The sequence below is a fragment of the Blastococcus sp. SYSU DS0753 genome (assembly GCF_054051175.1).
In genome coordinates this window covers 186,996-208,491 of sequence record NZ_JBJHAT010000001.1, presented here as the reverse complement: position 1 = coordinate 208,491, position 21,496 = coordinate 186,996, and the positions used below count along the sequence as shown (strand labels likewise).

At 74.6% G+C, this 21,496-nt stretch carries 17 protein-coding genes; 8 read left to right on the top strand and 9 right to left on the bottom strand.

The window, feature by feature from the left end; all coding sequences use genetic code 11:
• Positions 1–79: 79 nt before the first annotated feature.
• On the bottom strand, positions 80–1,303 hold the full coding sequence (locus ACI799_RS00970) for a flagellin N-terminal helical domain-containing protein (protein ID WP_456612137.1): 1,224 nt from the start codon (positions 1,301–1,303) through the stop codon (positions 80–82).
• Between the two features lie 470 nt (positions 1,304–1,773).
• Here ACI799_RS00970 and ACI799_RS00965 point away from each other — a divergent pair, with 470 nt between their 5' ends.
• The 4 genes from ACI799_RS00965 (at position 1,774) to ACI799_RS00950 (ending at position 7,953) form a co-directional block, all read left to right on the top strand.
• On the top strand, positions 1,774–2,892 hold the full coding sequence (locus tag ACI799_RS00965; protein ID WP_456612136.1) for a ScyD/ScyE family protein: 1,119 nt from the start codon (positions 1,774–1,776) through the stop codon (positions 2,890–2,892).
• 389 nt (positions 2,893–3,281) lie between these two features.
• Positions 3,282–4,349: a 3-oxoacyl-ACP synthase III gene (locus ACI799_RS00960; RefSeq protein WP_456587926.1), complete on the top strand. Its 1,068-nt coding sequence runs from the start codon at positions 3,282–3,284 to the stop codon at positions 4,347–4,349.
• On the top strand, positions 4,346–6,955 hold the full coding sequence (locus ACI799_RS00955) for an alpha/beta fold hydrolase (RefSeq protein ID WP_456612135.1): 2,610 nt from the start codon (positions 4,346–4,348) through the stop codon (positions 6,953–6,955). Before ACI799_RS00960 ends, ACI799_RS00955 begins: the two co-directional genes overlap by 4 nt.
• Positions 6,925–7,953: an NAD-dependent epimerase/dehydratase family protein gene (locus ACI799_RS00950; protein ID WP_456612134.1), complete on the top strand. Its 1,029-nt coding sequence runs from the start codon at positions 6,925–6,927 to the stop codon at positions 7,951–7,953. Before ACI799_RS00955 ends, ACI799_RS00950 begins: the two co-directional genes overlap by 31 nt.
• An 18-nt stretch (positions 7,954–7,971) precedes the next feature.
• Here the strand turns inward: ACI799_RS00950 and ACI799_RS00945 are convergent, their stop codons facing one another.
• The 3 genes from ACI799_RS00945 to ACI799_RS00935 form a co-directional block, all read right to left on the bottom strand.
• Positions 7,972–9,411 carry a sodium/glutamate symporter gene (locus ACI799_RS00945; protein ID WP_456612133.1) on the bottom strand — a complete coding sequence of 480 codons (1,440 nt, stop codon included), beginning with the start codon at positions 9,409–9,411 and terminating at the stop codon, positions 7,972–7,974.
• 263 nt (positions 9,412–9,674) lie between these two features.
• The gene (locus ACI799_RS00940; protein ID WP_456612132.1) at positions 9,675–10,799 is read right to left on the bottom strand and encodes a sensor histidine kinase; all 1,125 of its coding nucleotides are present in this window, start codon (positions 10,797–10,799) and stop codon (positions 9,675–9,677) included.
• A complete protein-coding gene (locus ACI799_RS00935; protein ID WP_456595579.1) occupies positions 10,792–11,487 on the bottom strand; it encodes a response regulator transcription factor in 696 nt (231 codons plus the stop codon). The genes ACI799_RS00940 and ACI799_RS00935 overlap by 8 nt, the downstream gene beginning before the upstream one ends.
• Positions 11,488–11,575: 88 nt before the next feature.
• On the opposite strand from ACI799_RS00935, the gene ACI799_RS00930 reads away from it, so the two are divergent.
• On the top strand, positions 11,576–12,292 hold the full coding sequence (locus ACI799_RS00930; RefSeq protein ID WP_456599281.1) for a M15 family metallopeptidase: 717 nt from the start codon (positions 11,576–11,578) through the stop codon (positions 12,290–12,292).
• 144 nt (positions 12,293–12,436) lie between these two features.
• Positions 12,437–12,892, top strand: a complete 456-nt coding sequence (locus tag ACI799_RS00925; protein ID WP_456612131.1) for a hypothetical protein — start codon at positions 12,437–12,439, stop codon at positions 12,890–12,892.
• Positions 12,893–12,955: 63 nt separating this feature from the next.
• On the opposite strand, the gene ptsP is transcribed toward ACI799_RS00925, so the two are convergent.
• From ptsP to dhaK, 3 genes are read right to left on the bottom strand one after another with little or no spacing between them, the layout of a single operon-like run.
• The gene (gene ptsP / locus ACI799_RS00920; RefSeq protein WP_456612130.1) at positions 12,956–15,478 is read right to left on the bottom strand and encodes a phosphoenolpyruvate--protein phosphotransferase; all 2,523 of its coding nucleotides are present in this window, start codon (positions 15,476–15,478) and stop codon (positions 12,956–12,958) included.
• The gene (dhaL, locus tag ACI799_RS00915; protein WP_456612129.1) at positions 15,475–16,161 is read right to left on the bottom strand and encodes a dihydroxyacetone kinase subunit DhaL; all 687 of its coding nucleotides are present in this window, start codon (positions 16,159–16,161) and stop codon (positions 15,475–15,477) included. The genes ptsP and dhaL overlap by 4 nt, the downstream gene beginning before the upstream one ends.
• Positions 16,162–16,164: 3 nt before the next feature.
• On the bottom strand, positions 16,165–17,166 hold the full coding sequence (gene dhaK / locus ACI799_RS00910) for a dihydroxyacetone kinase subunit DhaK (RefSeq protein WP_456612128.1): 1,002 nt from the start codon (positions 17,164–17,166) through the stop codon (positions 16,165–16,167).
• 371 nt (positions 17,167–17,537) lie between these two features.
• Here dhaK and ACI799_RS00905 point away from each other — a divergent pair, with 371 nt between their 5' ends.
• Positions 17,538–18,293: an IclR family transcriptional regulator gene (locus ACI799_RS00905; protein ID WP_456587937.1), complete on the top strand. Its 756-nt coding sequence runs from the start codon at positions 17,538–17,540 to the stop codon at positions 18,291–18,293.
• A gap of 24 nt (positions 18,294–18,317) precedes the next feature.
• On the opposite strand, the gene ACI799_RS00900 is transcribed toward ACI799_RS00905, so the two are convergent.
• Positions 18,318–19,226, bottom strand: a complete 909-nt coding sequence (locus tag ACI799_RS00900) for an NAD-dependent epimerase/dehydratase family protein (RefSeq protein ID WP_456612127.1) — start codon at positions 19,224–19,226, stop codon at positions 18,318–18,320.
• An 86-nt stretch (positions 19,227–19,312) separates the two neighbouring features.
• On the opposite strand from ACI799_RS00900, the gene glsA reads away from it, so the two are divergent.
• A complete protein-coding gene (glsA, locus tag ACI799_RS00895; RefSeq protein WP_456612126.1) occupies positions 19,313–20,266 on the top strand; it encodes a glutaminase A in 954 nt (317 codons plus the stop codon).
• 231 nt (positions 20,267–20,497) lie between these two features.
• Here the strand turns inward: glsA and ACI799_RS00890 are convergent, their stop codons facing one another.
• Entirely contained in the window at positions 20,498–21,310 is an 813-nt protein-coding gene (locus ACI799_RS00890) for an SRPBCC family protein (protein WP_456612125.1), read from the bottom strand.
• Positions 21,311–21,496 lie beyond the last annotated feature (186 nt).

Below are 21,496 nucleotides of genomic sequence, written 5' to 3'. Positions count from 1 at the left end.
CGAGCGGCTGCGAGCGGTGACCCCAGCGTCGAGGAGCGTCCCGTCCGACACCGACAGCCCGGCCCGGCGAGTCCCGCGCTCAGGCGAGCAGGCGGAGGACGAGCTCCGGTCGCCGATTGGCCTGTGCCAGCATCGCCGCCCCGGCCTGGGCGAGGATCTGGCTGCGGCTGAGCGAGATCGTCTCCACGGCCATGTCCGCGTCCCGGATGCGTGACTCCGCGGCCGCGGCGTTCTCACCCGCCACGCTCAGCGCTCGGACGGTGTGCTCGAGCCGGTTCTCGTAGGCCCCGAGCTCGGCGCGGATCTCGGAGACCCGCCCGATGGCGCCGTCGACGGCTCGGATGACGGCGGCCATCCCGCCGTACACGTAGTACCGGGGGCTGAGCTCCTCCGCGTCGCCGACGGTCGAGCCGGGGCCGGGCGTGGCACCGGTGCTCGTCAGCCCCGTCGGTGTGGCGGTGAAGGCCCCGAAGTCCGGTCCGAGGGCCGCCTGCGCCGCGGCGTTGAGGGCGTCGAGGTACTCCTGCGCCGTCTCCGCACCGGTGTAGTCGACCGAGGAGAGCGAGAACGCCTGCCCGTCGTACCTCACCACGCCGGTCAGCGCGCGGAAGCTGGCCTGGTACTCCCCGGTGGCGTACTCGCCACCGACCAGCGTGAGCCTGCCGGCCGCCGGCGTCCCCTCCTCGTCCGAGACGGCCGGGGTGCCGGTCGACTGGACGCCGACCCAACCGTTCCCCCACTCGCCGGTCTCCGGATGCTGGTAGCGGGTGACGTGGGCCGTCGACAGACCCAGGTCGGTGGCGTCCATCCCTTGGCCCGGGGCCCCGAAGGTGATCCGCAGGGTGTCGCCCGGGGATGCGCCGACCTGCAGAAGGTGGTCGTAGTCGCCGTCGAGCAGCACCGTGCCGTTGAACGCGGTGGTGCGCGCGATGCGGTCGATGCCGGCCTTCAGCTGTTCGAACTCCGCCCCGATCGCCCGCGTCGGGAGCTCGCCCATGACTGCCGTGCTGGCCCCCTGCACCGCCAGGTCGCGCATGCGCTGCAACATCGCCGAGACCTCGGTCAGGGCGCCTTCTGCCGTCCGCACCACGCTGATGCCGTCCTGCGCGTTGCGCACCGCGTGCGCCGTACCGCGGGACTGGGCGCGCAGCCCCTCTGAGATGCCCAAGCCGGCCGCGTCGTCCGCGGCGCTGGTGATGCGCAGTCCGGAGGACAGCCGGCGGAGGCTCGTCGTCACGCCGTCGTCGGCCTGCCGGAGCAACCGGGATGCGTTGAGCGCGGCCACGTTCGTGGAGATCCGCATGGCTGCCCACCCCCTCCCGACGCGTCCCTCCGCGACGACGACGGAGCGGACGCAGTGATCATCGGCGGGGCGCGCGGGGTGTTGATCCGAACCAACGTTCCATCGCGACCACCGACGGGCCCGTAGTGCTCTCGTGCCCGGGTCCGGCTACGCCGCCGCGCGGGCACGCTCGACCGCGGCCCGGCGTCGTCGGGCACGAGGTCAGCGTTGACGTCCCGCGCCCCGTGCCGTGCGCCGGTGCTGGGCAGACGGACGTCGCCGCGACCCCGACGTCCGCCTGCACGGCGACCAGGACGGGGTGCCGCGCCCCGCAGGCACACGGCGATCTGCCGAACGGCACTGTGGCCAGCGCATTCTCCCCTCGCGCACGACGCGGCAACTGGTTGACGGCCCCGGGGCACCCTGCCAAGTTCGGCGCCACTCGCCGGGTCGTACCGGCGGCCGAGCTCCTCGACTCGCTAGGGGAAAAGATGAAACGTCTCGCGTGTGCAGCGGTCACCGCCGGTCTGGCGACCACGACGCTGATGATCAGTCCCGCCGCTGCCGCTCCGCCGGGCACGGCGCCGGTTCCGGTGGCGCGGCACCTGGACAACCCCCGACAGCTGGACATGACGGAGAACGGGATCCTCGTCATCGCGGAGTCCGGAACCGGCGGCGACGACTGTGCCGTCGTGGACGGGGACGAGGTGTGCGTCGGCACCACCGGGGCGGTCAGCATCGTGCGGCACCCGGGCAAGGCCGTCGGGGTCACCGCGGAGCGTGTGGTGACCGGGCTGCTGTCCGAGGCCGGTCCGTCCGGGATCGCCGCGACCGGTAACGACGCGGCGAGCGCGCGCTCCCTCGGCCAGATCTACATCGCCAAGGACGTCGATGTCCCGGACGGCATCACCGGGCTGCCGGAGGAGCAGGAGGGCAAGCTGCTGCGCGCGACGGCGGGCCGGCCGGCCTCGGTCGTCGCCGACATCCGTGCCTTCGAGGCGGCGCACGACCCGGACGGCCAGGGGGTCGAGTCGAACCCGTACGCGGTGCTCGACATCGGCGACCGGGTGCTGGTGGCCGACGCCGCCGGCAACGACATCCTCGCCGTGGACAGGCGCGGCAGGATCAGCGTGTTCGCCGTCCTGCCCAACATCACCGGTGGCGCCTGTGACACCCGGCCCAACCAGGACGGCAGCTTCTCCTGCGACCCGGTTCCGACATCGCTCACCTTCAGCCGGGACGGGGACATCATCGTGGGGGGCCTCGGGTCGCTGGTTCCGGAGGCCGGCCGGGTCTGGGAGCTGGACCGGCGGACCGGGTCGATCCAGCAGACCTGGACCGGCTTCACCGGCGTCACCGGTGCCGCACAGGACCCGGCAGGCAACCTGTACGTCAGCGAGCTGCGCGGCGGCGATGCCGGGACCGGCCAGGTGGTCCTGGTGCCGAGGACCGGCGCACGGGCCACGCTGCCCGCGCCGTCGCCGGCGGGCGTGGTCGCCGACCGGCTCGGGAACGTGTTCGTGGCGGTGAACTCGCTCTCCCCCGGCACGGGAACCGGTGCCCCGGACAGCGACGGGCAGGTCTGGCGGCTGACCAAGCGGTCGTTCTAGCGAACCCGGCCGAAGACGTCGATCCAGGCGTGTGACGGCACGGATCGACTGATCCTGTTCGGCGAGGACCTCCGGACGTGGACCGGAGCCGGCGACGGCATCCACCCACGACCGGAGGTCCTCGTGTCCCACGCCACCGACCGAGACGCGGCTGGGCGCTCGTCGACGTCGTCGGCCCGGACCGGCACGGCCACCTGCTGGCGGCCCTCGAGTCTCGTCGATCGGCCCCCCTCGTCCGCAGGCCGGCACGCCAGCCCACGAGCGAGCCCGGCGGTTGCGCCGGCGACCGCCCTCTCCCCCCGGCCCGGTCCGGCTGCGATGCTGGTGCCGACGGCCCGGCCGGTGTACCTGTCGCCCCGACGGGTAAGCGCGCCGGACGAGGGTGGCGCATGAGGACGGCGGCCGCCCGCCGCACCTCACGAGTGGACCTGATGAACGGCAACGCCACACACCGATTCAGCAACACCGCGATCCTCACCGTGCAGACGGTGGACGCGACCCAGATCGTCACGTCGGCCGAGTTCGACGAACGGCTGGGTGACACCTACCAGCGCGTCGGGCTGCGCCCCGGGCTGCTGCAGCGGCTCGCGGGCATCGAGGAGCGCCGCTGGTGGGCCGACGGGGTGTCGTTCGTCGACGGCGCCGCCACCGCGGGCGCCAAGGCGATCAGCGAGAGCGGGGTCGACCCCGCGCACATCGGCTTGATGGTCAACACGTCGGTCAGCCGCAAGCACCTCGAACCGTCGACGGCCGTCGCCGTGCACGACGCCCTCGGTCTGCCGAGCTCCTGCCAGAACTTCGACGTCACCAACGCCTGCCTGGGCTTCATCAACGGCATGGAGCTGGCCGCGGCGATGATCGACGTCGGGATGGTCGAGTACGCGCTCGTCGTCAACGGCGAGGACGCACGACCCGTGCAGGAGCGCACCATCGATCTGCTCAACCGGCCGGACACCGTGGCCAAGGACGTGATGGGCCACTTCGCGACCCTCACCCTCGGCTCCGGCGCCGTGGCCATGGTGCTCGGCCGGGCCGACCGGCACCCCGAGGGCCACCGGCTCGTCGGCTCGGTGAGCCGGGCCGGGACCGAGCACCACCAGCTGTGCACCGGCGACAACGACGGCATGCAGACCGACCTCAAGGGCCTCCTCGCCGCCGGCCTCGAACTCTCCGGTGAACTGTGGGCGGACGCGGCGGACGAGTTCGACTGGGCCCGGGGCATGGACCGCTACGTCATCCACCAGGTCTCCAAGGTGCACACCGGGGCCCTGTGCGACCGGTTCGGCATCGACCGGGCACGCGTGCCCACGACCTTCCCCACCCGCGGCAACCTGGGCCCCGCGTCGGTGCCGTTCACGCTGGCGGGGCAGTCCGACACCCTGGCCGACGGCGACCGCGTGCTGCTGATGGGGATCGGCTCGGGCCTGAACGCCTGCTGCCTGGAGATCGCCTGGTGACAGCCGGTGCGACGGTCCAGCTGCCGGGCCTGGACCCGTCCTGGTCGCGGTGGGTCGCCGTTCCCGGTGCGGACGGCGAGAAGCACCTGTGGCACGTGCTCGACAACGGTGTGCCCGACCCGGTCGGCACCCTGCTCTGCGTGCACGGCAACCCCACCTGGTCCTACCTCTGGCGCCGGATGGTCGCCGCCGCTCCGCCGGGGTGGCGAGTCGTGGCCCCCGACCAGCTGGGCATGGGCTGGTCCGAGCGGCCGGCCGCGCCGCGGACCCTGACCCAGCGGGTGGCCGATCTCGGGGACCTCACCGCCGCGCTGGGCGTCACCGGCCCGGTCGTCACGGTGGCCCACGACTGGGGCGGCATCATCTCCCTCGGCTGGGCGCTCGAGCACCGGCAGGACGTGCGCGGCGTGGTCCTCACCAACACCGCCGTCGCCATGCCGGAGGGCGACCTGGGGCCCGCGCTGATCCGGCTGGCGCACGCGCCGGGCCTGCGCGCCGCCGTCACCGTCGGCAGCTCGGTGTTCGTCCGCGGGGCGACGGCGCTGTCGTGGCCGCCGCTGCCCCGGGAGATCCGCCGGGCCTACGCGCAGCCCTACCCGACGGCCGCGCGGCGCCGGGCCGTGGGCGAGTTCGTCGCCGACATCCCCTTCCGCACGGGACACCCCTCCCGTGCGGCGCAGGAGGCGATCGCCGAGGGCATCCGGACCCTCGACGTCCCCGCGCTCCTCCTGTGGGGTCCTCGTGACCCGGTCTTCGGCGAGAAGTACCTGGCCGACCTGCGCGAGCGCCTGCCCCGGGCGGCGGTGCACCGCTACGAGGGCGCCTCCCACCTCCTCCCCGAGGACGCGCCCCAGTACGCCCAGGCGGTGGCCACCTGGGTGACCGACACCTTCGCCGCACCGGACACCGCGGCCGTGGGCAGCCGCGGCACGGCGGTGGAGCCGGCCCGGCCCTGGGCGGCCCTGGCCGCCCGCGCCGAGGACGACTCCCCGGCCGTCGTGGAGACCGGCGGGGACTCGGTCACCTGGGCGGAGCTGACCCGCCGGGTCGCCGACCTCGCCGCCGGCCTGGCGGCGGCCGGTGTCCGTCCAGGAGATCGGGTGGCGCTCCTGCTGGAACCGTCGGCGGACCTGACGGCAGCGGTCTACGCCACCTGGCGCGCGGGCGCCGTCATCGTGGTCGCCGACAAGGGACTCGGCTTCCGGGGCATGCGCCGCGCGCTCCGGGGAGCGGCGCCGGACCACGTCCTGGGCGGCCCCGCCGGCCTGGCGGCCGCCAGGGCGATGGGGCTGGCCGGGACGCGCATCGTCGCGGGGCGGACGACGGCCCGGCTGCGCCGGGCCCTCGGCGCCGAGCGCGACCTGGCCTCGCTGGAGGCCCTCGGCCGGTCGTCGGCCGCGCCCGAGGAGGTCCCGGCGGACTCGGACTGCGCAGTCGTCTTCACCTCCGGGGCCACCGGCCCCGCCAAGGGCGTGGTCTACACGCAGCGCCAGGTCGGCGCCCAGCTGGAGCTGGTCAGGACCGCCTACCGCCTCACGCCGGGCGACTCGCTGGTGGCCGCGTTCGCTCCCTTCTCGATCCTCGGACCGGGGCTCGGGATCGCGTCGTCCGTGCCCGACATCGACGTCACGGAGCCCGGCACGCTGACCGCCGCGAAGCTGGCCGACGCGGCGGCCGCCGTGGACGCCACGGTGGTCTTCGCCGCACCGGCCGCCCTGCGCCGCGTCGCCGCCACCACCGAACAGCTCACCGCGGAGCAGCGCTCGGCGCTGAGCCGGGTCCGACTGCTCATGTCGGCCGGCGCGCCCGTGCCCACCCCGCTCCTGCACTCCCTCCGGGAGACGTTCCCGCGGGCCGAGGCGCACACGCCGTACGGCATGACCGAGGCGCTCCCGGTCACCGACGTCTCCCTGGACGACGTCGAGGCCGCCGGGCCGGGGAACGGCGTCTGCGTCGGCCGCCCGGTGCCCGGTGTCGAGATCCGCGTCAGCCCGCTCTCCCCGCTGGGCGCGGCCGACGGCCCGCTCACCGAGGCGCCCCACGTTCCCGGCGAGGTCTGCGTGCGCGCGCCCCACGTGAAGGACCGCTACGACGCGCTGTGGGCCACCGAGCGATCCGCCGCCCGCGATCCGGGATGGCACCGCACCGGGGACGTCGGGCACCTGGACGGCGCGGGACGGCTCTGGATCGAGGGCCGGCTGGCCCACGTGATCAGCACCGCGGAGGGGCCGCTGACCCCGGTCGGCCCGGAGCAGCGGATCGAGCGGCTGGACGCCGTCTCCGCCGCGGCGGTCGTCGGCGTCGGACCGGCAGGCGCGCAGGTGGCCGTCGCCGTCGTCGTGCCCAGCGCCGGCCCCGGGCGACGGCGCTCCCGCCTCCGGGTGGGAGCCGGTGCCGGGCGGCTGACCGTGGCACCGGTCGAGCTCGCCGACCGGGTCCGGGACGCGGCCGGGACGGACCTCGCCGCCGTGCTCGAGACGAAGGCGCTGCCGGTCGACATCCGGCACCAGTCGAAGGTCGACCGGGCGACACTGGCGCGCCGGGCGACCCGGGTCCTCTCCGGCTCGCCGGTGCGATGGGCGACCCGGAGCGGCGGAACCTCGTGAAGGTGCTGGTCACCGGCGCGAGCGGGATGCTCGGCCGGGTCACGGCCCAGCGCCTGATCGCGCGGGGCGACGAGGTGACGGTCTTCCAGCGCCGTCCCTCGGGCCTGCCCTGCGCCGAGGTGCTCGGGGACATCGCCGACCCCTCCGTGGTGGCACGGGCGGCCGCGGGGCAGGACGCCGTCGTCCACCTCGCCGCGAAGGTGGACGTGACCGGGACGTGGGAGGAGTACGCCCGGGCCAACGTCGAGGGCACGCGGAACGTCGTCGCCGCCTGCTCCGCCGCGGGCGTCCAGCGGCTGGTGCACGTCTCCTCCCCCTCGGTCTCGCACGCCGGGGCACCCCTGTTCGGGGCCGGGGCAGGGCCGGCCGACCCGGCCCGGGCGCGTGGCGCCTACTCGAGGTCCAAGGCGCTGGCCGAGCAGGTTGCGCTCGGCGCGGACTCGGCTGCCCTCGCGGTGCTGGTCCTCCGCCCGCACCTGGTGTGGGGCCCGGGCGACGAGCAGCTCGTGGCGCGGATCGTCGCCCGGGCCGGCAGCGGCCGCCTCCCGCTCATCGGTTCCGGCGCGGCCCTGATCGACACCACGTACGTCGACGACGCCGCTGCCGCCCTCGTGGCAGGGGTCGACGCGTGCGGGCCCGTCCACGGGGAGGCGCTGGTGGTCTCCAACGGTGAGCCCCGCACGGTGGCCGAGATCCTGCGACGGCTGTGCTCGGCGGCCGGCGTGCCCGGACCCCGGGGTCGGGTGCCGGCGCACGCCGCCTGGCTGGCCGGCGCCGTGGTGGAGAGGACCTGGTCAGCGCTCGGCCGCCGGTCGACCCCTCCCCTGACCCGGTTCCTCACCGAGCAGCTGACGACGGCGCACTGGTTCGACCAGCGGCGGACCCGGACCGCGCTCGGCTGGCGGCCGGAGGTCGGCCTCGACGAGGGCTTCGCCCGGCTGGCCGCCTGGTACGGCGATCGGCACACGGCTCCGGACGACGCGGCCCTCCCCGCCTGACGCCGGACGCTCCGGCCGTCAACCGTCCGGGGAACGCGCCTCCTCCTGGGCCGGGGTCCGCCGTCCGAACCACAGGATGCCCGTCCCCAGCGACAGGACCAGCAGGACCGACATGGCGATCAGCAGCGGCACCGGCCCGAACTGGGCGATCAGCGGGAGCGACGCCGCGGTGACCAGTCCGCCGCCGAAGAAGGGCTCGAAGGCCAGCTGCTTGTAACCGAAGGCCTCCATCGCCGGGGTGGCGGCGTTGGGGTCGGCGACCCGGATCAGGATCAGGCCGGTGGCCGTGACGCCGAGGGACTGCCCCAGGTCGCCGATACCGCGCTCGAACCAGAAGCGCGGGATCATCCGGCGCGCCAGGAAGACGAAGGCGCCCACGTTCCACGAGAGGCCGGCGACGGCGAGGAGCAGGAACGTCACCCAGTTCTCCGCGATCGCCTGGATGGACAGCGTGGCGAGGGCGCTGATGATCAGCAGGTCGAGGGCGATCCCCTGGATGCGCAGCATCATCCGCCGGTCGACGATGCCGGTCCGGTCGAACCGGTCGACGAACTTCTGCACCAGCACCCCGCCGATCATCGCCAGCGGGAACAGCGGCACGAACTCGAAGAGCTCGACGGTGTCGGCCCACAGCGCCGCCTCGAGGGCCTGGAGCGCCTCGAGCAGGCCGAGGCCGATGAGGATCGCCACGGCGACGATCGCGAAGTGGATGGCCAGCGGCTCGACCGAGGCGGTGCGCACCGTCATCAGCGCGGCGGGCGGCTGCTCCTCCCGCTCGTAGAGCCCGCGCTGCTCGGCCAGCGACGTCTTCGCGTCGTCCTCCAGCACCTGGGCGCGGCCGGTGTGCACCCCCCAGTTGATCAGTGCGATGCCGACGACGACGCCGGAGACGACGCCCACCGTGGCCAGGCCCAGCGCCAGGTCCTGCGCCTCCGGGAAGCCCAGGTCGGCGAAGGTGGTGCCCAGGCCTGCGGCCGTGCCGTGGCCGCCCTCGAACCCCACCTCGATGAGCGCGCCGACCATGGGGTCCTGGCCGAGGAACGGCACGAGCAGCAGGACGGCCAGCAGCAACCCGATCACGTACTGGCCCGACGCCATGGTGACGCCGAGGGCCAGCTGCGGCCCGGCGAGCTCGGCGGCCTCCTTCACCTTGGGGATCCGCTCGCCGAGGAACAGGGTCGCGAAGACGACCGAGATCAGCAGGCCCGGCAGCGACGCCCAGACCTCGAGGAACTCGGCCGGCCACAGTCCGCCGCTCAGCGGCGCGTCCTCCCCGCCGATCGCCTCGGCCACCGAGCCGACCACCTCGGGGCCGATGAGCAGGGCGAGGAACCCGCCGATGATCGAGCTGGGGAGGAAGAGCTTCTGGGCGATGCGTGACCGGATCCGGACGAGTTTGGCGACCAGGAGCAGGACGCCCAGCACCAGCAGGCTGAGTCCGATGACGTCAGGGGACACGCTGCCTCCGTCAGGTCAGGCCGTCCCGGGGACCGGTCGCGCCGGCCGGTCCCCGCCGGGTGCCGTCCACCATGGCGGCTCCGGGATCCGGCGACAACCGGTTCCGGCGCACCGGCTGCGGCCTGTGCCCGGGCGTCGTCGAGGACCAGGTCGACGTCGATCGCCGCGGCGGCGGCCGTCCGCTGGGCCGCCGCGGCCACGACCGGCGCCGTGACGTGGGCAGTCGGTCACGAGGCGGTTCGGCCACCGCGCGACCCATGCCCTCAGGGTGGTGGGACGTCTCCCTGTTCGCGGGCCGCAGGCAGCTCCGCCACGACGCGGAGACCGCCGGCCGGGCGCGCGACGATGGTCAGCGTTCCGCCGTGCGCGCGCACGATGCCCTGGACGATCGCCAGGCCGAGACCCACGCCCGCGTGGTCGGAGCGAATGCGCTCGGTGCCGCGCCGGAACGGCTCGGAGAGCGTCGAGACCAGCTCCGGATCGATCTCCTCGCCGGTGTTCTCCACGGTGAGCACCGCCGTCCCGGAGCGGGCGCCGGTGGTGATCCGCACCGTGCCCCGCTCGGGGAGGTTGTGGACCACGGCGTTGTGCAGGAGGTTCGTCGCCATCTGCAGCAGGAGCGACGGTGATCCGACCGTGGTGGCGGCATCCGCGGAGGTCTCGATCGTGACGCCGTGCTTGTCCGCGAGCGGCAGGAGCGTCTCGGTGGCTTCCTCGGCCACGAGCGAGAGGTCGACGCGTTCCCGGGGGAAGGATCCCCCCTCGGTGCGGCTGAGCAGCAGGAGTGCGTCCGTGAGGTCGATCGCCCGGGCGTTGACGTCGTGGAGGCGGTCGACGAGCTCGGCCGGGTCGCGGTCCGGGTCCTTGCGGGCCACCTCCAGCAGGGTCTGCGTGATGGCCAGCGGGGTGCGCAGCTCGTGAGAGGCGTTGGCCGCGAACCTCTGCTGTTCGGCGACGTGCGCCTCGAGCCGCGCGAGCATCCCGTCGAAGGCGTCGGCGAGCTCCCGGAACTCGTCCTGACGGCCCGGCAGCCGGATGCGGTGGGAGAGCGACCCGGTCGCCGCCATGCGGGTGGCCTCCGTGATGCGGCGCAGCGGGGCGAGCATCCGGCCGGCGAGGAACCACCCTCCCGCGAGACCCAGCACGAGCAGGAACGCCAGCGCAGCGGCCGCGCGCGGGACGAAAGCGCGCACGAGGTCCGACCGGTTCGGGACGAAGAGCCCCGGTTGGCGTCCCGGCCGGCCGGAGGTGACGAGCACGCCGTCGGGCACGTAGCGCAGCAGGAACACCCACACGACCGCCAGGAGCAGCGCCCCCGCGAGCACGAGGAAGCCGGCATAGCTGAGAGTGAGCTTGAGGCGGGCACTCGGACCGGGGGCCCTAGCCATGGTCCCCTCCCCCGGGTGCCGTGCCCGGTGCTGTGTCGATCCGGTACCCGACGCCCGGAACGGTGGCGATGAGCCACGGTTCGCCGAGGCGCTTGCGCAACGCCGAGACGGTGATCCGGACAGCGTTGGTGAAGGGGTCCGCGTTCTCGTCCCACGCGCGCTCCAGCAGCTCCTCGGCGCTGACGACGCCCCCTTCGGCGGCGACGAGGACCTCGAGCACGGCGAACTGCTTCCTGGTCAGCGCGACGTACCGGCCGTCCCGGTAGACCTCGCGCCGGAACGGGTCCAGCCGCAGACCCGCGATCTCCCGCACGGGCGGCCGGTTGTGCGCTCGCCGGCGGTCGAGCGCTCGGAGCCGCAGGACCAGCTCCCTGAGCTGGAACGGCTTGGTGAGGTAGTCGTCGGCGCCGAGCTCGAACCCGGACGCCTTGTCGTCGAGCCGGTCGGCAGCGGTGAGCATCAGGATCGGCATGCCGCTGCCCGACGCGACGATGTGCGCGGCGATCTCGTCACCGGACGGCCCGGGGATGTCGCGGTCGAGGACCGCGATGTCGTAGGCGTTCACGCCCAGCAGTTCGAGCGCGGTCTCGCCGTCCCCGGCGACGTCGGACGCGATCGCTTCCAGACGCAGCCCATCGCGGATGGCTCCTGCCAGCAACGGTTCGTCCTCGACGATCAGCACGCGCACGCTGCCGAGGCTAGAGAACGAGCACGTATCGCCGGCATATCGAGAAACGCGTACGTGGTGGCAACGGAACCCTGCCTTGACTGCAGGCATGTCCCACAGCGACCACGCACGAACGAGAGCCGGCCGGGCCCGATCGACCATCGCAGTCGTCCTGGTACTGCCCATCGCCGCGATCGTCGGAGGGATCCTCGGGTACCAGGGGGTGGCAGCCCCGTCCTCGTCGGCAGCACCCGTCGTCCGGACGGACGGGGAGGAGCGAGCAGTCCCCGACGACGACGTCCGGAGCGGTTCGCCGTCCCCCGACCTGCGTCACAACCCGGATGCGCCCGACCGTCCCCGGCCGCTCGGCGTGACGGTCGACGACGGCGTCGTGCCCGACGGTGTGACGGTCTTCGACGGCGAGTTCCCGGCCGTGGCCAACCTCGATGCCGATCTCCTCGGCGCCCTCCGCAGGGCAGCGGCGGCTGCCGCGGGTGACGGGGTCGGGTTCACCGTCACCAGCGGCTGGCGTTCCCCTGCGTACCAGGAGCAGCTGCTCCGCGAGGCCGTCACCGAGTACGGCTCGGAGGAGGAGGCTGCCCGATGGGTGGCCACGGCGGAGACCTCCGCCCACGTGTCCGGGGACGCGGTCGACGTCGGCCCCTCCGAGGCACGGGCGTGGCTGGCCGAGCACGGGGCGCGGTACGGGCTGTGCCAGACCTACCGCAACGAGCCCTGGCACTACGAGCTGCGCCCCCGGGCCGTCGACGACGGCTGCCCCAGGCCGTACGCCGACCCCACCCACGATCCGCGGATGCAGCAGTGACCGGGGCTCCGCCCGGCTCGGTGACGAGCGCCGACGTCGAGCCGCGGTCGCCGCGCCGGCGGGAAGTCGTCCCTGCCGCTGGTGCTGTCGGCAGCTGCGCCCAACTGCGTTGTTGCGGCCGCTCGCGCGCGAGAGGATGGCCGGGTGAACACGCGGTCCACCTCATCCCGAGCCCTTGCCGCCCTGGTCGGCGGGGCGGCAACCGCCCTGTACTACGCCACGCCGGACTTCGTCCCCTCGCGCACGACCCGCGGCTGGGCGAAGGCCGGGCTCACGGCCGTCGCCTTCGCGGCGTCGGTCCCCGACCTGCGGGCGACGCGGCGCACCGCCCCCGCTGGGCAGGAGCCCGACGGCGCGGTCGCCCCGACGCAGGCACTCCGTTCGCTGCCCGCCCGCAGCAAGGCCGTCATCGCCGGGTCCGTGGCGGCCGCACTCGCCGCGGGGGTCGGCGCGCAGCTGACCGCGGAGCGGTGGATCTTCCGCCGCGGCGAGGCACGGGCGGCGGCCGGGAAGCGACTGCCGCACACCGGCCCGGCCGTGGTGTACGGGGCGCTGTCGAGCGTGCTCTGGTTGTTCCCGTCGCCACCGGACACGCCCTGACGGACGAGCCGTCGTCGACGGGACGACCCCGCGAGCGACGCGCTGCCGGCCCGGGATCCACCCTCACGTGGAACGGACGTACGGCGCCACCGCTCCGGCCGGTCGCAGGGCCTGCGCGCGGTCGGCGAGCAGCTGACGGACCTCCTCGACGGTCCCCACCTCGAGGCACTCCTTCGCCAGCTCGTCGCACGCGCGCAGGGCCAGTGCCCGCACCGCCGCCTTCACGCGCGGCACGGCGGCGCCCGCGACGCTGAGTTCCGTCACACCCAGGCCGAGCAGCAGGGGGACGGCCAGCGGATCAGCTGCCATCTCGCCGCACACAGCGACGGGAGCCCGACCGGCCGCCCGGCTGCCCACCTCGCCGATGAGGCGCAGAACGGCCGGGTGGAGCGGATCGGCCAGCGGCGCCACGGCCGGGTTCCCGCGTTCGACGGCGAGCGCGTACTGCGTGAGGTCGTTCGTCCCGATGCTGACGAAGTCCAGGTACGGCAGGAACGCCTCGACGGTCAGCGCCGCCGCCGGCACCTCCACCATGATCCCGATCCGCAGGGAGCTCGGCAGCCCCTCCGGGCCGGCCGCCCGGTCGAGCAGCTGCCGTGCCGCTATCAGCTCGTCGACGGCCGTCACCATGGGGAACAGGACGTTGACCGGCGCATGGCGCGCGACCTCGCAGATCGCGGTCAACTGCTCGACGAACAGCTCCGGCCGCGCGAGCGAGAGGCGCAGGCCCCGCAGGCCGAGATAGGGGTTCGCCTCGGAGGGCTGCCGGAGGTAGCGCAGCGGCTTGTCGCCGCCGACGTCGAGGGTCCGGATCGTGATGGGATGGCCGTCGAACGCCTCCGCCATCGCGCGGTACTCCCGCTCCTGCTCCGCCACGGACGGCGGGCGGTCCCGATCGACGAAGACCAGCTCGGTCCGGACCAGGCCGGCGCCGTCGGCTCCGGTCGCCGCCGCGGCACGGGCGTCGGCGACGGACGCGAGGTTGGCCGCCACCTCCACCCGGACCCCGTCCGCGGTGATCGCCGGACGGGTCGCCTCGGCCGCCGAACGCTCCGCCTGCTCGGCGAGATGGGCCGCCTCGCGCCGGTACTCCTCGAGGGCCTCGGGGGCCGGATCCACGACCACCCGCCCGGCCGCACCGTCGACGACGACCACCGTGCCCTCGGCCACGTCGAGGACCGCCCGCCCGGCGGCGACGACCGCGGGGATGCCCAACGAGCGCAGCAGGATGCTCGCGTGCGAGGTGGCGCTCCCACCGGCGAGGACGACGCCGCGCACGGTGCGCGGGTCGAGCGCCGCCGCCTGCGCCGGGGTCAGGTCCCGGTCGAGCAGGACGCCGTCCACCGCGACCGGCACCGCCGCGGTGGCACCGCCCAGCGTGCGCAGCACCTGCTCCCCCACCGCCCGGACGTCCGCTGCGCGACCACGCAGGTAGGGGTCGGGCAGCGCGAGCCAGCTCCGCTCCACCGTCTCGACCGCCGCCTCCCAGGCGGCCGGCGCGGAGGTGCCGGCGTCGATCCGCGACCGCGCCTCCCCCAGCAGCTCCGCGTCGTCGAGCAGCAGCAGGTGGGCCTCGAAGATCCCGGCCGCCGCCGCTCCGGCGCCCTGCAGCGCGCCGTCGCGGAGCCGCTCGACCTCCCGGCGGACGTCGGCCACGGCCTCGGTCAGCCGTCGCCACTCGGCGGCGGGGGGACCGGCTGGTCGGTCGGTGGGCGGCGGCGACCACGTGGGCAGCCGGCGGGCGGGGCCGATCCCGATCCCCGGGCCCGCGGGCAACGGTGTTCCCGGCGCGGGCGGCGCGTCACCGGACGGGGCGGCCTCGCCTGCGTCGTCCACCTCGTCGAAGCGGCGTGCGGCCAGCGCCAGCAGGCGGTCCACCGCGGCGCGCGCCTGCCGTCCGGTCGCCGCCACCTCGACGACGTGCCCCTGGAGCGCACCCAGCGTCGCCACCCGGCTGAGGCTGGCCGCCGGGACCACCGCTCCGCCCGCCGTGAGGTTGCGCAGCGTCACCGCGGCGTCCAGCCGGCGCACCTCCGCGACCAGCCGGGCCGCGGGCCGGGCGTGGAGCCCGTGAAGGTTCTCGACGGTGAAGGTGGCGGTGACACCGGTCCCGTCCTCCCCGCGGGCCGGGCCTCCGGGTTCGTCGTCGGCACCCAGGTGCCCGGTCTTCGCCAGGAGCGCCGCCCGGGCCTCGGCGGCGACCTCCTGCCGGGATGCGCCACCGGCAGCCGCGACCGCCGCGACCACGAGCCCCTCGACCAGCGGTGCCGGGCAGAGCGTCGCGCGGTCGCGGACGACGTCGTCGTCCAGCAGCTCCAGCGCCATCTCCGCGCTGAGCACCGCGCTGCCGAGGTCCATGAGGACCACCACGCCGGCGTCGCCGTCGACGCGCTGGATGGCTGCGGCGATCTGGACGGCGTCCGTGCCGAAGGTCGTGTCGCCGAGCCCGGCCGCGACCGCGATGCGGGGCTCGGCGCCGTGCACCATCTCCGTCGCCAGCGCGACGGCGGCCGTGGCCAGGGCCCGGCTGTGCGAGACGACCACGATCCCGACGCCCTGCGCTCCGCCACCGCTGGACGCCGTCATCCGGAGGGCGTCCCGTCGGCCGGCCCGGCCGCCACCGGGTTCTGGACGCCACCCAGGGCCGTCGCCGCCGCGGCGACGAGCAGCGCCGCACTGGTCGCGCCGGGGTCCTGGTGCCCGGCGCTCCGCTCGCCGAGATAGCTGGCCCGGCCCTTGCGGGCCGGCATCGGGATCGTCGCGTCCCGCCCCGCGGCCGCAGCCGCCGACGCCCGCTGCAACGCGGTGCCCCACGGCTGGCCGTCGGCCAGCGCCGCCTCCAGTGCGTCGACCGCCGGGGCCAGGGCGTCGTACATGGTCTTGTCCTGCGCCTCCGCCTTGCCACGGGCCACCACCCCCTCGAGCCCCGCGCGCAGCCCGGCGGCGAAACCGTCGGGGTCCACCGGTTCGGCGTCGCCGACGGCTCCGCCGAACCGGAGGAAGAAGGTTCCGTACAGCGGGCCGCTCGCCCCGCCGACGGTCGACACCAACGTCATGCCGACCTTCTTGAACAAGGCGCCCGGCGTGGTGGCCGCGCCCTCGTCGAGCGCGGTCACCACCGCGGTCATCCCGCGGTGCATGTTGGCGCCGTGGTCGGCGTCGCCGATCGCCGCGTCGAGCTCCGTGAGCAGGTCCTTGTTCTCGTCGACGAGCCGGGCGAAGGCCCGGACCCAGTCCGCCAGGTCGCCCGTCGTCATGCCGTCAGCCATCGGTCAGACCCCCCACCGCAGCGCCGGCGTCCGCACGGGCGCGTCCCACAGCGAGAGCAGGTCGTCGTCGACGCGCAGCAACGTGACCGACGTGCCGGCCATGTCGAGGGAGGTGATGAAGTTGCCGACCAGCGAGCGGGCGATCTGCACGCCGCGCCCGGAGAGGATCCGGTTCACCTCGTTGACCATGACGTAGAGCTCGATCAGCGGCGTCCCACCGAGGCCGTTGACGAAGCAGAGGACGCCGTCGCCGGAGCGGAACGGCAGGTCGTCGAGGACCGGCTCGACCAGCATGGCGGCGATCTCCCGTGCCGACGCCAGCAGGATGCGCTCGCGGCCCGGCTCGCCGTGGATGCCCACGCCGAGCTCCATCTCGTCGGGCCCCAGGTCGAACGACGGGTGCCCGACCGCCGGCAACGTGCAGCTGGTGAGCGCGAGGCCCATGCTGCGGCCGTTGGCGTTCACCGTCCGGGCCACGTCGGCGACCTCGTCCAGCGAGCGGCCCTGCTCGGCGGCGGCACCCGCGATCTTCTCCAGCAGGACGGTGACGCCGACCCCCCGCCGCCCCGCCGTCCACGTGCTGTCCTGGACGGCGACGTCGTCGTCGGTGACCACCGGGACCACCCGCGCCCCGGTCTCGGCCTCGGCCAGCTCCGCGGCCATCTCGAAGTTCATGACGTCGCCGGTGTAGTTCTTGACGACGTGCAGGACTCCTGCGCCGCCGTCGACCAGCTTCGTGGCCGCGAGCACCTGGTCGGGCACCGGAGACGTGAAGATCTCGCCGGCGCAGGCGGCGTCGAGCATGCCCAGCCCCACGAATCCGCCGTGCAGCGGCTCGTGGCCGGAGCCGCCGCCGGAGACGATGCCGACCTTGCCCGGCTTCGGCAGGTCGCCGCGGTGGATCACCTTGTTCGCGTGGTCGACCCGCAGGTCGGGGTGTGCGGCCTCGAAGCCCCGCAGGGCTTCCGAGACGACGTCCGCTGGGTCGTTGACGAGCTTCTTCATGACCTCGGTTCTCCTGGTGGCGTAGGGATCAGGAGGCCGTCGCGGGTGCGCGGGCCTCGTCGGGGGCGCCCACGTCGACGCCGGGCACGGCGGCGCGCCACGGCGGGCGTCCGCGCGATGACGGTGCAGGCGAGTGCGGGGCCCACCACGCCGTCGACCGTCGCCGCCGTGCGGTGGTCCGCACGGACCACGGTGGCCTCGCCGGAGAACCCGACGACCGGACGCCGGGGCAGGGCCGTCTCGTCGAGCACGGGGCCTCCGCTTCACCGAAGACCATTCGACATCGTCGAATGTGTGACGTAGATTACTAGAGCACGCCGGTGCTCGACAAGGCACGGCCGCGCACCGGGACGAGCGGGAGGGGCGGGCCGGTGATTCAGTCCGTCGACCGGGCGGTCCGGGTGCTGACGGCCCTGCAGGGCTCCCGCCGGATGGCCCTGTCCGAGCTGGCCGCCAGGCTCGAGCTGCCCCCGTCGACCGTGCACGGGCTGGTGCGCACCCTCGTCTCCCACGGGCTGGTGGTGCAGGAACGCGGGTCGGGCCGCTACCAGCTGGGCCCCGCCGTCCTGCGCCTGGGCAACGTCTACCTCGACACCATCGAGCTGCGCTCCCGCGCGATCCCGTGGGCCGAGGAGGTGGCCCGCCGGACCGGGTTCGCGGTGCGGACCGCCGTCCTGCTGCTCGACGACGTCGTGATCATCCACCACGAGCCGCGCCCCGACGGCAGCCGGCAGATGCCGGAGGTGGGGATCGTCATCCCCGCCCACGCCTGCGCCCTGGGCAAGGCGATCCTCGCCTTCTCCGGAGCGGCCGGACGGGGTGTGCTCCAGGAGCCGCTGAAGAGCATGACGGGCGAGACCCTCACCTCCGTGACGGAGCTCCGGGCCGAGCTGGAGGAGGCGCGCTCCACCGCTGTCGCCCTGGAGCAGGAGGAGGCTCTCCTCGGCGAGTGCGGGCTCGCCGCGCCGGTCTTCGATGCGCACGCCGATGTCGCCGGCGCCATCGGCGTCGTCGTCCCGTCGGCCGCCTGGCCGGTGGACGACTCCGTCCTAGGGGCGGTCCGGGAGGCGGCGCGGGCCGTCTCCCGGGAACTCGGCGCGCCGGGGTGGCCCGTGCACGGCGTCTAGCTCCTCACCGGTCCACCGGGCGCCTCACGAACGTGAGGTCAGGCCCTGCCGCAGCTCGCCCAGCGCCTGCGCGAGGCTGACGCGGGGCTGCCAGCCCCACCCGCGCGCGCGGTCGGTGCGCAGCCGGCCGGTCCAGACCGGCTCGTCGGTCCACTCGGGCTCGACGCCCAGCGCATCGGTCACCGTGCCGAGGTAATCCCGCCAGGTCGCGGGCTCGCCCGCGACGATGACCGGGGTCGTACCGCCGGCGACCGGGCCCCGTTCCGCGTCGTCGGCGGTCGCGACGGCGCCCGTGGCGACGTCCGCGATCAGGGCCGCCAGGTCCTCGACGTGCACCCAGGCCCAGGTCTGCGCCGGGTTCGCCCGGCGGCTCCCGTCGCGGATCGCCCGCGGCCGCAGCGTGTTCCACACCGACGTCTCGCCGGCCCCCAGGATGGCCGGCGGGCGGACCAGCACGGTGGTGAGCCCGCTGATCTGCGCAAGCGCGGCGTCGGCGGCGTTCTTGGTGTCGGGGTAGTCGCCGCTCCCCTCGGGCAGGAGGGCGCCGTCCTCGGCCACGTCCCCGACGCCGGCCGAGCGGTCGTAGACCCCGGCCGTGGACACGTGGACGAGCCGGGCGACGCCGGCATCGCGGGCGGCCCGGGCGAAGGCCGACGTGCCCTCGACGCCCACCCGGTGCTGCACCTCCCGGGGCGAACCCATCGGGTGGACGGTCGTGACCACCGCGTCGACGCCCCGGGTCACCGTGCCGGCGAAGCCCTCGTCGGCGAAGTCACCGACGTGCTCGACGACCCCGTCGAGCGCGGGCGCACTGCCGGCGCGCCGGACGACGGCGCGCACCTGCGCCGAGCGCTCGACCAGCGCGCGGCACACCGCGGTGCCCACCAACCCGTTCGCACCGGTCACCACGACGGCGGGAGAGGTATCGGCCATGCCGTCCACCCTGCCAGCGACCCGACCTCGGCGCCTGCCGCGCGGGGCGGGGGTGTCGGCAGCCGGCCGACGGGTAACGAGGGTCGATGCCCCCCTCCCCCTCGTCGCCCTCCGCTGCCGACGGGACCAGCGACCTGGCGGCGGTGCTCGCCGAGGTCGCGGACCGGTCCCAGCATCGCGCCGAGGAGGGCGAGGTCGAGGAGCAGCCCGAGGAGCTGACCTCGGCCGAGCCCGCCCGCTTCGCCCTGGCGCTCGCCGAGCTCGACGGGACCGAGCACGTCACCGGGGACGCCGACGTCGGCTTCGCGGTCCAGAGCGTCGTGAAGGTCTTCGCGCTCACGGCTGCCCTGCAGCGGGTGGGTGAGGAGCTGTTCGAGCGGCTGGGCCGCGAGCCGTCCGGGGACCCGTTCAACTCGCTGATCCAGCTCGAGCACGAGAAGGGCGTGCCGCGGAACCCGTTCATCAACGCCGGGGCCCTCGTGGTGAGCGACGTGCTGATCGACGTGGCGGACGATCCCGTCGGCTCGGTGGCCGGCCTCCTGGGCGAGCTGGTCGGCGACGAGCTGGTGGTCGACGAGACCGCACTCGACGCCGAGCGGGAGGGCAGCCACCTCAACCGCGCCATCGCCCACCTCATGCGGTCGTTCGGGAACCTGCACCACGAGGTCGACGAGGTCATCGAGCTCTACGCCCGCCTGTGCTCCCTCACGGTCACCACGCGGACGCTGGCCCGAGCCGCTCGTTTCCTGGCCAACGACGGCGTCGAGCCACGCACGGGAGCCACGGTGCTCTCCGAGCCCCTCGCGCGCCGGGTCAACGCGCTGATGCTGACGTGCGGCACGTACGACGCGGCCGGCCAGTTCGCCTACGACCTGGGATTCCCGTGCAAGAGCGGCGTCGCCGGCGCGGTCATGGGCGACGTGCCGGGCCGGTTCGGTGTGTGCGCGTGGTCGCCGCCGCTGGACGAGAAGGGCAACTCACGAGCGGGACGGGCCGCCCTGCACCTGCTGTCGGAACGGCTCGACCTGTCCCTGTTGTGACCTGCCCCGGCCGCACCGGTACGGGGTGGGCGACCCTCCGCTCCGGCCAGGCGGACCCGGCCGTCCGGACGAGGTCCCGGCGCGATGGGCCGGCACCCGCATCCGGCCACGGCGCTCCGGCTCGGGGTCGCGGTGCCCGGAAGGGCTCCACCGACGGAGTGGCGGCGGCCCCGGGCCGCCGCGTGGCGGTCGGGTCCGAGGGAGCTGTCCCGGACCCGACCGCCGTGCGGGTCAGCGGCTGCCGCCCCCGATCATGGGGTCGTCGTCGGAATCCCTGGTTCCCCGCTCCACGCCCTCGGTGGAGGTGCCAGCGGTGAAGCCGGCGGGGTCGGACTCGTCCACGACGACCTCGTCGCGCACCGCCTCCCTCGGCGGCTGCGGAACGACCGCGACGTCCTCCTGCGGGGGCTGTGCCTTCTCCTGGCCGCCGCCCTGACTGCTCCCGGACGCGGCGGCGGCAGCACCCGCGGCCGCCACGCCGGCCACCGCGGCCGCCCCCGCGGCGACGGCCTTGCCGGACACCCCCGCCTTCCCGCTGTCGCCGCGGGAGGTGAAGGCCGCGTTCACCCCGGGGGTGCCGACGTCCTCTCCGGGGTTGATCGTGCCGCGCCATCCGCCGGTGGCGTAGCCCTCGCTCTCCACGAGGGACTTGAAGCGCTGGAGGTCGGACTCCACCTGCCGCTCCACGACGCCGAGCTTGTCGCCGACCTTCTCCACGAGCCCTTCGGGCTCGTACTCCAGCGACAGGTGGACGAGGGTGGACCCTGCGCCGACCGGCTCGAACCGCACGGCGCCGGCGTTCGTCGCGCCCTCCTGCGCGGCCCAGGCGATCTTCTGGTCCGGCACCTGCTCGATGATGACTGCTTCCCACTCGCGCCGGACGCCCGCGATCTCCGCCACCCAGTGCAGGCGCTTGTCGCTGTGCTGGTGCACCTCCTTGACCCCGCCCATGAAGTACGGGAAGTCCTCGAACTGGGTCCACTGGTTGTAGGCCGTGGACACCGGTACGTCGACCTGGATCGACTTCTCGGCCTTGGTGGTCATCGCTGACTCCTTGTCACTGGTCGTCCGCTGTCGTAACTGCGCCACTCGGCTACCCCCGCCACGGACGGTCGATGCAGCGCCTCGCGGTCCGCGTCGACGTGCCATGGGTGCCTCGCGCCGGACCGGGCGGCCGAGCCGGCCCGGGAACCACCGGCCGGGTGGAGGACGTTGTCCCTGGCGCCCCCA